This is a genomic window from Sphingobium nicotianae, assembly GCF_018603885.1.
Lineage (GTDB): Bacteria > Pseudomonadota > Alphaproteobacteria > Sphingomonadales > Sphingomonadaceae > Sphingobium > Sphingobium nicotianae.
This window is the reverse complement of record NZ_JAHGAW010000017.1, coordinates 79,439-90,142: the sequence shown is the minus strand read 5'-3', so window position 1 is coordinate 90,142 and position 10,704 is coordinate 79,439. Positions and strand designations below refer to the sequence as shown.

Here is a 10,704-nt window from a genome sequence, read left to right as displayed (position 1 = left end):
AGGCCGGCCGCGTGCTCCTTCAAGATCCCGATGATCTGCTCTTCACTGAACCTCGATCGCTTCACTGCCTGTCCTCCTCTTCAAGGAACAGGCTAACCTCAATCCGAGGACATTTCAGGGGAGCAGGTCACCGAGAGACAATAGACGACCTCGTCGCCGGCCGGGTGCCGCTCCCATCCCGCCCAATTCTCGGTGAACAGATATTCGCTGACCAGACGGCCATCGGAACCATCATGCGCATGGCGCGCGCCATAGTCGACATACCAGCCCATATCCCGCGTGAACTGCGGCTCGCTCGTCGCGAGGCCACCCCGGCCGAGATGAATCGGATGGTCGATCAGTGACTTGACGGACATGTCCTTTCCTCTCCTTCACGCCTCTCTCGCGAGCACCGGAGCAGCGAAGATGCGAGCCGGTCAGGCGGCGGCGATGCCGACCTTGACCGCCTCGATCGCCGCAGCGGCCGCCGACGCATCCGGGCCACCGCCCTGCGCCATGTCCGGCCGGCCGCCGCCGCCCTGCCCGCCCAGCGCCGCAACGCCGGTGCGGACCAGATCTACCGCGCTGAACTTGCTCACCAGATCGTCGGTCACGCCGACCGCGATGGTGGCGCGGCCGTCATTGGTGCCGACGATTACGGCAATGCCGCTGCCGAGGCGGCCCTTGGCTTCATCGACCAGGCCGCGCAGATTCTTGGGATCGAGCCCGTCGATTGCCTGGCCGAGCAGCTTGTAGCCATTGACCAGCTCCGGCGCGGCGGCAGCCGAGGGACCGCCGCCACCCGCTGCGCCCGCGATGGCCAGCGCCTTCTTCGCCTCGGCCAGTTCGCGCTCCAGCTTGCGGGTCTGCTCGCTCAGCGCCGAGACGCGCGCCGCCGCCTCGTCCGGCGTCGTGCGCAGCGTCGAGGCGATGGCGCGCAGCTGCTCGTCGCGATGACCAAGCCACAGGCGCGCGGCCTCGCCGGTCAACGCCTCGATGCGCCGCACGCCGCTCGCCACCGCGCTCTCGCCGATGATCTTGAACAAGGCGATGTCGCCGAGCGCGCGGACATGGGTGCCACCGCACAGCTCGACCGAATAGGTGCCGGTCTCGCCGCGACCCATCGAGAGGACGCGGACCTCGTCGCCATATTTCTCCCCGAACAGCGCCATGGCGCCGGCGGCGATGGCGTCGTCGGGCGTCATCAGGCGGGTCGTGACGTCCTCGTTGACGCGAATCTGCGCGTTCACATCCGCCTCGACCGCCGCGATCTGGGCGGGAGTCAGCGCGTCGGGGTGCGAGAAGTCGAAGCGCAGACGATCCTCGGCGACGAGGCTGCCCTTCTGCGTGACGTGCGGGCCGAGTTCCTTGCGCAAGGCCGCGTGCAGCAGATGGGTCGCGCTGTGATTGGCGCGGACGCGGGCGCGGCGGGCGGTATCGACCTTGAGATGAACGAAATCGCCGACCGCGATGCGGCCCGCCGCGATTACGGCGTGATGTGCATGGAGGCGGCCGAGCGGCTTGCTGGTATCGGTGACGGTCGCTGCGAAGCCGTCGGCACCGGTAATGGTGCCGGTGTCGCCGGTTTGACCACCGCTCTCGCCGTAAAAAGGCGTCTGGTTGGTGAGGATCGTGACGGTGTCGCCGGCGGTGGCGCTGTCGACCCGCACGCCGTCCCTGACCAGGGCGACGACGCTGCCCTCGCCTTCCTCGCTCATATAGCCGGTAAACTCGGTCGCGCCTTCGCTCTCGGCGATGTCGAACCAGACTTCCTCGGAGGCTTTCTGGCCAGAGCCCTTCCAGGCAGCGCGAGCGGCTGCCTTCTGCGCGGCCATGGCGTTGTCGAAGCCGGCACGATCGACGCCGAATCCCTGCGGACGCAGCGCATCCTCAGTGAGGTCATAAGGGAAGCCATAGGTATCGTAGAGGCGGAAGGCCGTCTCGCCCGAGAGCGTGCCGCCTGCTTCGAGGCCAACGACGGCCTCGTCGAGCAGCTTGAGTCCCCGATCGAGCGTCTGGCGGAAACGGGTTTCCTCGCGCAGCAGCGTTTCCTCGATCAACGGCTGGGCACGCAGCAACTCGGGGAAGGCTGCGCCCATTTCGGCGACGAGACCGCCGACCAAGCGATGCATCAGCGGATCGGCGGCGCCGAGCAGATGCGCATGACGCATGGCGCGACGCATGATTCGGCGCAGAACGTAGCCGCGGCCTTCATTGGCGGGCAGAACACCGTCGGCGATCAAGAAACTCGACGAGCGCAGATGATCGGCGATCACGCGATGGCTGGCCTGCGCCTCGCCTTCTGCCGGCTGTCGGGTCAGGGCGACTGACTGGGCGATGAGCGCCTTGAAGATATCGATGTCGTAATTGTTATGAACGCCCTGCAGCACCGCCGCAATGCGCTCGAGGCCCATGCCGGTGTCGATTTGCGGTTTAGGCAGGCTGACGCGCACAGCCTCATCGATCTGCTCGAACTGCATGAAGACGAGGTTCCAGATCTCGACGAAGCGGTCGCCATCCTCCTCCGGCGATCCAGGCGGGCCACCCCAGATGTGATCGCCATGGTCGTAGAATATCTCACTATTGGGTCCGCAGGGACCCGTTGGCCCCATCATCCAGAAATTGGACTTGTCGCCGAGGCGGATGATCTTGCTTTCCGGCAGACCGGCGATCTTCTTCCAGAGCCCAAGCGCTTCGTCATCATCCTGATAGATGGTGACAGACAGGCGATCGACCGGCAGGCCGAGCTCCTTGGTCAGCAGCGTCCAAGCAAGCTCGATCGCGCCTTCCTTGAAATAGTCACCGAACGAGAAATTGCCGAGCATCTCGAAAAAGGTGTGGTGGCGCGCGGTGTAGCCGACATTGTCGAGGTCGTTGTGCTTGCCGCCGGCGCGCACGCATTTCTGTGAGGACGCGGCGGTCAGATACGGCCGCTTCTCGAGGCCCGTGAACACATTCTTGAACGGTACCATGCCCGCATTGACGAACATGAGCGTCGGGTCGTTGTTCGGGACGAGTGGCGCGGACGCGACCACCTCGTGACCATTGGCCCCGAAATAGTCGAGAAAGCTGCGGCGGATATCGTTGGTCGACGTCATGGGCTTGCAGTTAGGGGAACCGAAGCGCGGCGACAAGACGGGAGTGATGCAATCGCGCGGCTGTCCTGCCTTGTGACAGGATTGGCGAGGATTGGGGATCGTGCGGAGCGCATCATTGCGGTGCGCACTGGCGTCATCCTCTTCCGAAGTTCACGAAGTTCACGGACGGGACCAAATTTATTTTTCCTCAGTCCCCAGAATGGCCGACCCGAAAAGTCGGGTCGGGAGGGTCGGGCGATTGCCGAAATCAATAGCGCGAGACCGAGACGACTCATCGCGCCAGCATGGCATCCTGTTGCGCGTGTAGGACAGGGATCAATCGTCAGCGAAGACCGACAGCTCATTGCCGCCCGGCTCGCGGAAATGGAAGCGGCGGCCACCGGGGAAAGCGAAGATCGGCTGAGTGATCATGCCGCCCGCCGCCTCGACGGCCGCCAGGGCGGCGTCCAGATCCTTGACGCGAATCCCGGCGAGTGGCGCGGCGGGAGCCTCTGTCGCGTCGCCCTGGAGGCCGAGATCGGCCCCCCGCCCCATCGTCCCGGCATAGGTCGGCCCGAACCGCGTCAGCTCCCATCCGAAGGCGCGCTCGAAGAAGATCGCGCTCGCCTCGCTGTCGCGCACGGGCAGTTCGACATAGGCCACAGTGGCCGAGATTGTGGTCATGACTGTTCCTTCCCGGAAAAAGAAAGACCCTCACCCTCCCACACCTAACGGTGCGGGCTTCTCCCCCTCCCGCTTGCGGGAGAGGGAAATATCCTTATTCCTCGCCGTCGTCGCCGGCTTCAGGGCCGGTCATCATGCCTTCCGCGACTTCATCGGTCTTGGCCCGAATGGTCTTCTCCAGCTTGGCGGTCATCTCGGGATTTTCCTTGAGGAATGTCTTGGCATTCTCCCGGCCCTGGCCGATGCGCACCGAATCATAGGAAAACCAGGCGCCCGACTTCTCGATGACGCCGGCCTTGACGCCGAGATCGAGGATTTCGCCGATCTTGGAAATACCCTCGCCATACATGATGTCGAACTCGACCTGCTTGAACGGCGGGGCGACCTTGTTCTTGACCACCTTCACGCGGGTGGCGTTGCCGACGATGTCGTCACGATCCTTGATCTGGCCGGTGCGACGAATGTCGAGGCGGACCGAGGCATAGAACTTCAGCGCGTTGCCGCCAGTCGTCGTCTCGGGATTGCCGTACATCACACCGATCTTCATGCGCAGCTGGTTGATGAAGATCACCATGCAGCGCGATCGGCTGATCGAACCGGTCAGCTTGCGCAGCGACTGTGACATGAGGCGCGCCTGCAGGCCGACATGGCTGTCACCCATCTCGCCCTCGATTTCCGCGCGCGGCACCAGCGCCGCGACCGAATCGACAACCAGCACATCGATGGCGTTCGAGCGCACCAGCGTGTCGGTGATCTCAAGCGCCTGCTCACCCGTGTCGGGCTGCGAGACGATCAGCTCGTCGATATTGACGCCGAGCTTCTTGGCATAGACCGGATCGAGCGCATGCTCGGCGTCGATGAAGGCCGCCGTGCCGCCGCTCTTCTGAGCCTCGGCGATGACATGCAGGGCCAGCGTGGTCTTGCCCGAGCTTTCCGGACCATAAACCTCAATGACGCGGCCACGCGGCAGGCCACCGACGCCGAGCGCGATGTCGAGCCCGAGCGAGCCGGTCGAGATCGCCTCGACCTGCATGGCCTCCTTGGAGCCCAGCCGCATGGCCGATCCCTTGCCGAAAGCGCGGTCAATCTGCGCCAGCGCTGCTTCCAGTGCCTTTTCCCGATCCATGGTTCCCGTTTTCTTCTCGCCGTCGATGAGCTTCAATGATGCCGTCATGTGCTGGCTCCCCATGGATGTCAAATCACGGTGATGCTCTCACCATGGGATAGGATGTATCCTATTTGTTCTCATGGAACAAGAGGGGAACGACATTTTACGGGATCAACGGAAAATGGCCGGCGGTCAAGGCGTCGACTGGGGTGGGGCCGTGGGTTGTGAACCCGCAGGCGCGGCCGGTTCGACCAGCGGGCCGGCCGGAGTGAGCGGCAGCGGCGGGGCGTGCGGATGGCGCAGCGCCTCGATCTCCGCTTCCCGACCCTTCAGATAGAATTCGCGCGAGGCCGCATAGGGATCGGGCGATTCGCGCAGCTTGCGCAGCTGCTCGTCGAACTCGACGCGATAATCGAGCGTGCCCACAAGCGTGGCAGGAAGAACATAATAGGGCTTGCCGAACGGCGGTCCCACCGCGACCGGCAGGACAGCCTTGTCGAGCCACAGGCCGATCAGGTCGCGCACCGTGGTGGGGCCGACCAGCGGGACGAACAGGAACGGTCCGGGCTTGATGCCATAGAAACCGAAGGTATTGGCGAAGCCGTTGCGGCGCAGCGGCAGGTTGAACGGCTTGTGCTTGGCGCGATCGAACAGCCCAGCCACGCCGATCGTGCTGTTCAATCCGAACCGGCCGGCCGTTTCGAACGCCTTGCCCACCTTCAGCTGGAGTAGATAGTTGAGGAAGACGGTGGGCTCGGCGAGATTGTTGAAGAAGTTGCGCACGCCGGCACGCACCGGCTCGGGCAATATCTTCTTGTAGCCCTTCGCCGCAGGCGCGACGACGGCGACATCGACCTTCTGCGTGACCTGATAGGTCTGGACATTGACGGCCTGGAGGGGATCCTCCGGCGGCGGACGGCCGCGGCCGGTGACGACGATTTCCTCTTCATCGGCAGGAGGAGCCTCCTGCCCGCTGCTCTCTTGCGGGGCGGACAACGCATCCTGAAGGGGCGCGACGCTCTCGCGCGGTTGCGCATCGCCGGTTTCCACGGGAGCTTGAACATGCGCTGCGGGCACGACGGCCTGATCGCCCTGGGCGATCGCCGGCACGGAGACCGATAGCGCGGCTGTGACGAGCAGAGCGGCCTTCATGCGCGGGACCGTGACGAGGATCAATCTCGGCCTACCCTGCGCAAGGATTGTGACCTGATCGAGCAGCCGGTGCGCAACATCGCGATCGTCACAAATCCCTCGAAATCTGGCCCATGCGCCGCAGCTAGTCGCCGAAAACCCAAAGATCAAACAAACTTAGCCGCGACGATCGATTATGCGCAAAAAAATGTCACGGCCTTCAGACGAGCCAGGCCGAGCCTCAATCCTCGACGAGCGGGATCATCGGCTCCCGTCCCGCCGCCGCCTCGCGCGCGGTGGCCAGCACGTCGCGCGCCGCCTCGGCGAGCTGGTTGACCGAGAAAGGCTTGGGCAGGAAAGCGACCTCGTCAATGTCGATCGAGTTGCGCAGCTGCTCCTCGGCATAGCCGGACATGAACAGCACCGGCAGATGCGGATGGGCGGCGCGGGCGGCACGGACCATGGTCGGGCCATCCATGACCGGCATGACGACATCCGAGATCAGCAGGTCGATCTTCTCGGTCTGGCTGAGACGGGCAAGGCCCTGCTCGCCGTCGCTGGCGGTGACGACCGTGTAGCCTTGGCGGGTGAGCGCCCGCTCGGCGACGGTGCGCACCATGTCCTCGTCCTCGACGAGCAGGATGGTGCCGGTGCCCCAGGTCTCGGTGGCGGCGCGCTTGACCTTGCTGGTGGCGCCGCCATTCGGCTCGGCGGCGGCGGCGTGAACCGGCAGGTAGATCTTGAAGACGGTGCCCTTGCCGACCTCGGATTCGGGGAAGATGAAGCCGCCCGACTGCTTGACGATGCCATAGACAGTCGAGAGGCCGAGGCCGGTGCCGCGACCGACCGGCTTGGTTGTGTAGAAAGGCTCGAAGATCTTGCCAAGCAGCTCGGGCGCGATGCCCGTGCCGGTGTCGCCGACGCTGACGCCGGTATAATCACCGATGGGCATGATCTCATGCTTCATGTCACGCACATCCTGCGCGGAGACGGCGAAGGTGCGGATCGAGACGGTGCCACCCTCGGGCATCGCATCGCGCGCGTTGACGACGAGATTGACGATCACCTGCTCGAGCTGGCCCGGATCGGCGCGGACCGTCCCGAGATTGCGGCCATGGGCGACCTCGAGTTTCACATTCTCGCCGAGCAGCCGCTTGAGCAGGCTGGAGACGTCCGCGACGACGTCCGGCAGCTGGAGCACCTGCGGGCGCAGCGTCTGCTGGCGCGAAAAGGCGAGCAGCTGGCGGGTGAGCGAGGCGGCACGGTTGGAGTTGGCCTTGACCTGCTGGATGTCGTCATAATCGCTGTCGCCCGGCGTGTGGCGCATCAGCATGAGATCGCAATGGCCGATGATGGCGGTCAGGATATTGTTGAAGTCATGCGCGACGCCGCCGGCGAGCTGGCCAACCGCCTGCATCTTGGTGGCCTGCGCCACCTGCTTCTTGAGACGCGATTCCTCGCTATTATCCTTGAGGCTGAGCAGCACGGCCGCCTCGCCAAGACCGCGCACACCGGCAAGGCTGAGCGGTACCGGCTCGTCGGGCGCGCCACGCAGGCGGACCTGGATGTCGCCGGACATCTGCGGCCCAATGGCATAGCGACGGATGGATTCGGCAACGGCCGCCTGATCTTCGCCAATGACGAGATCGCCCGGATAGCTCGGCTTTTCGTCGGCCGCGATTCCAGCCGCGCGGCCGAAGGCGTTGTTGTAGAAGAGCAGCCGCCCGTCCCGATCGGCCATGCCGAGGCCGAAAGGCAGTAGCGAGAGCAGGGTCTCGACATAAGCGAGGCTCGAGATGCCGTCGACCGAGGCGACGGTGTCGTCGAGCATGACCAGAACGAGCAGGCTCTGCGGATCGTCCGGGCGCAACGGCACCTGGATCATGCGGATCGGCGTCGCCTGGCTCTCCTCCTGCGCGAAAAAGATGCGGCCTTTGGCATCGACGCGCATATAGCCGGCGAAATCGCGGCCGATGATGTTGCTGTCGCTACGACCTGTGGCGCGCAAGGTGAAGGCGAGATTGGCGGCCCGGATACGCCCTTCCCCGCCGATCATGACGCACATCATGCCCGCATCGCTGATCTGCTTGCCCGCCTCGCCCTCGATGATCCGCAGATAGTCGTCCATGACGCTGGCCTGCCGGACACTGGCGAAGCGCCAGAGCAGATAGTCATCGACGCGGCCTGTGCGCACGACATTCAGATCGAGCTGGAGGCTACCGCGCAGGATGCCGGGCACCTCCGCCTCGCCATCGCGCCAGGCCGCGCGCCCGGCCGCGACCAGCCGCTCCTGATCGCGGGTCGAGACCTTGATTTCGGGGGGCACGGGATAGCCGGGAAACCACTCGCCATATTGGTCGCTGGCGCAGACGATACGGCCGGTTCGATCGGTGACGGCGATGGCGAGGCCGGCCGCCTGCGCAGCGGCACGCGTGACGGCCCAGTCAGTCACCACCGCCTGATCGACCTCCCGGGTCGGGAAGAGCCGCCGCGCATACCAGATCAATGCCCCGCCGGCGATCACGGCGGCAGCGAACCCGCCGGCCAGGATGGCGTCCTTGATCAGCCAGAGCAGGATTGCGCCGCTCAGGAGCGCCGCGCCCAGGATCACAGGCAACGGACTGAGCCGGGGCTTGTCGGCGGTCAGGCTGAGCAGATCGCCGCGATGGGAGCCCGGCCCGATGGCCTTCACGATATCTGTTCCTTCAACGGAAGCGTCATGCTCCGCGCCTCGGCGCGGATATGCGCGCGATGTCGCCACTTGCGCGCCAGACGGGCACGCCAGATCCAGGCGGAAACCAGATAGCCGATGGCCGCACAGACGATCGACACGACGGACAGGCCGAACAGGATGGCGGGCGCGGTGTCCGACAAGAGCCAGCGCATCCATTCGCCGATGCCGGCATGATGATTGATCAGTGCCATGAGCTGGCTCATGTCTCCCGAGCGGCCAAGCAGGGTACTTCCAATATAGTAAGACAGCGCCAGGATGAAGGGCGTCGTTGCCGGATTGGAGAGGAAGGTCATGGCGGCGGCGAGTGGGACGTTGGCGCGCACCGGCAACGCGAGCAGCGCCGCGCCGGCGATCTGCAGCCCGGGGATCAGCAGGAAGATGCCAACCAGCAACCCCAGCGCCACGCCGCGCGGCACCGAGCGGCGGGTGAAGCGCCACAGCTCAGGCGCCAGCACACGGTGGGCGACGGGCCGCAGGATACGACTCTGCTCCATGCTCTCGCGCGTCGGCATGTTGCTGCGCCACCAGCGGGCAAGCGCATCCTTGCGACGGGCCATCAGCCGCGTTCCCGCATGATGCGCCCCTGCTCGCGCTTCCACTCGCGCTCCTTGACATATTCGCGCTTGTCGGGCGCCTTGCGACCCTTGGCCAGTGCCAGCTCGACCTTGGCCTTGCCGCGCTCGTTGAAATAGACGCTGAGCGGCACGAGCGTCATGCCCTCGCGCGCGACCGCGCCGTGCATCCTGGCGATCTCGCGCTGTTTGAGCAGTAGCTTACGTGGGCGTTTGGGCTCGTGATTGAAGCGGTTGCCGTGGCTGAACTCGGGAATGTTGCTGTTGACCAGCCAGACCTCGTCGCCCGTCACCTCGGCATAGCTCTCGGTGATCGACCCCTCGCCGAAGCGCAGCGACTTCACCTCCGTGCCGCGCAGCACGATGCCGGCTTCATAGACGTCCTGAATGGCGTAATCGAACCGCGCGCGCCGGTTTTCGGCGACGGTTTTCACCTTGTTGAACTCGGTAGGACGCGGGCGGGCCATGGGACAAAGCTGCTCTGAAAACGGGGAGTATAAATCTAGGGTATGAACCGGCGCTAAACCAGACCCGCAATTTCGAGCGCGCGATCGACCGTGGTGCGCGCGGCGCCCGACGGCCAGGTGATCGGCAGGCGCACTTCCGTGGGCATGTCGTTGCGCAGGCGCGAGAGGGCATATTTCACCGGGCCGGGCGAACTGTCGCAGAACATCGCGTCGTGCAGGGGATAGAGCCGGTCCTGCAGGTGAAGCGCGGCTTCCCAGTTTCCGGACTGGCAGGCAGACTGGAAATCGGCGCAAAGGCGCGGCGCAATGTTGGCGGTGACCGAAATACAGCCGACGCCGCCCATGGCGTTGAAGCCGAGCGCCGTCTCGTCATTGCCCGAGAGTTGACAGAAGCGCGGGCCGCACGCCAGGCGCTGCGCCGTCACCCGGCCGAGATTGCCGGTCGCATCCTTGACGCCGATCACGGTGCTGAACTCTTCCGCAAGCCGGTGCATCACCGGAATGCCGATGTCGGTGATCGTGCGGCTCGGCACATTGTACAGGATGATCGGCAGGTCGCAGCGCTCGGCAAGATAGGCGAAATGCTGAAAGACGCCGTCCTGATTGGGCTTGTTGTAATATGGCGCGACGACCAGGGCGGCGGTGGCCCCCGCCGCCTGCGCGGCGAACATATGCTCCAGCGCGATGCGCGTGTCGTTCGAGCCGCAGCCGGCGATCACCGGCACGCGCCCGGCCGCCTGCTCGACGCAGATCCGCACGACACGATTATGCTCCTCGATGGTCATCGTGGCGCTTTCGCCGGTCGTTCCGCACGGCACGAGACCACTCGATCCCTGCTCGATTTGCCAGTCCACGAAGGACCGGAACGCCGCCTCGTCCACCTGTCCGTCGCGAAACGGGGTGACAAGTGCAGGAATCGAACCGGAAAACATGAAAAAACCCCTTCAAAGCG

9 protein-coding genes are annotated in these 10,704 nt (G+C 65.0%); all 9 read right to left on the bottom strand.

The window, feature by feature from the left end:
• Positions 1–98: 98 nt before the first annotated feature.
• A complete protein-coding gene (locus KK488_RS20780; protein ID WP_214625625.1) occupies positions 99–356 on the bottom strand; it encodes a hypothetical protein in 258 nt (85 codons plus the stop codon).
• Between the two features lie 60 nt (positions 357–416).
• Positions 417–3,077 (bottom strand): alanine--tRNA ligase, encoded by a 2,661-nt coding sequence (gene alaS, locus KK488_RS20775; RefSeq protein ID WP_214625624.1) that lies wholly within the window; start codon positions 3,075–3,077, stop codon positions 417–419.
• A gap of 315 nt (positions 3,078–3,392) precedes the next feature.
• Positions 3,393–3,740: a VOC family protein gene (locus KK488_RS20770; protein WP_214625623.1), complete on the bottom strand. Its 348-nt coding sequence runs from the start codon at positions 3,738–3,740 to the stop codon at positions 3,393–3,395.
• A 94-nt stretch (positions 3,741–3,834) separates the two neighbouring features.
• Complete coding sequence (recA, locus tag KK488_RS20765) at positions 3,835–4,914, bottom strand: recombinase RecA (protein WP_214625622.1); 1,080 nt, start codon at positions 4,912–4,914, stop codon at positions 3,835–3,837.
• Between the two features lie 126 nt (positions 4,915–5,040).
• On the bottom strand, positions 5,041–6,000 hold the full coding sequence (locus KK488_RS20760; protein ID WP_214625621.1) for an MlaA family lipoprotein: 960 nt from the start codon (positions 5,998–6,000) through the stop codon (positions 5,041–5,043).
• 220 nt (positions 6,001–6,220) lie between these two features.
• Entirely contained in the window at positions 6,221–8,635 is a 2,415-nt protein-coding gene (locus KK488_RS20755) for a response regulator (RefSeq protein ID WP_214625643.1), read from the bottom strand.
• 32 nt (positions 8,636–8,667) lie between these two features.
• Entirely contained in the window at positions 8,668–9,270 is a 603-nt protein-coding gene (locus KK488_RS20750; protein WP_214625620.1) for a DUF2062 domain-containing protein, read from the bottom strand.
• Complete coding sequence (smpB, locus tag KK488_RS20745; RefSeq protein ID WP_214625619.1) at positions 9,270–9,752, bottom strand: SsrA-binding protein SmpB; 483 nt, start codon at positions 9,750–9,752, stop codon at positions 9,270–9,272. Before smpB ends, KK488_RS20750 begins: the two co-directional genes overlap by 1 nt.
• A gap of 53 nt (positions 9,753–9,805) precedes the next feature.
• On the bottom strand, positions 9,806–10,684 hold the full coding sequence (dapA, locus tag KK488_RS20740; RefSeq protein ID WP_214625618.1) for a 4-hydroxy-tetrahydrodipicolinate synthase: 879 nt from the start codon (positions 10,682–10,684) through the stop codon (positions 9,806–9,808).
• Between the last annotated feature and the right edge of the window lie 20 nt (positions 10,685–10,704).

Bases quoted from the DNA above. Each gene is read 5' to 3' on its own strand.
- KK488_RS20770 (WP_214625623.1), bottom strand. From the start codon at position 3,740: ATGACCACAATCTCGGCCACTGTGGCCTATGTCGAACTGCCCGTGCGC.
- dapA (WP_214625618.1), bottom strand. From the start codon at position 10,684: ATGTTTTCCGGTTCGATTCCTGCACTTGTCACCCCGTTTCGCGACGGA.
- KK488_RS20760 (WP_214625621.1), bottom strand. From the start codon at position 6,000: ATGAAGGCCGCTCTGCTCGTCACAGCCGCGCTATCGGTCTCCGTGCCG.
- KK488_RS20750 (WP_214625620.1), bottom strand. From the start codon at position 9,270: ATGGCCCGTCGCAAGGATGCGCTTGCCCGCTGGTGGCGCAGCAACATG.
- alaS (WP_214625624.1), bottom strand. From the start codon at position 3,077: ATGACGTCGACCAACGATATCCGCCGCAGCTTTCTCGACTATTTCGGG.
- KK488_RS20780 (WP_214625625.1), bottom strand. From the start codon at position 356: ATGTCCGTCAAGTCACTGATCGACCATCCGATTCATCTCGGCCGGGGT.
- smpB (WP_214625619.1), bottom strand. From the start codon at position 9,752: ATGGCCCGCCCGCGTCCTACCGAGTTCAACAAGGTGAAAACCGTCGCC.
- recA (WP_214625622.1), bottom strand. From the start codon at position 4,914: ATGACGGCATCATTGAAGCTCATCGACGGCGAGAAGAAAACGGGAACC.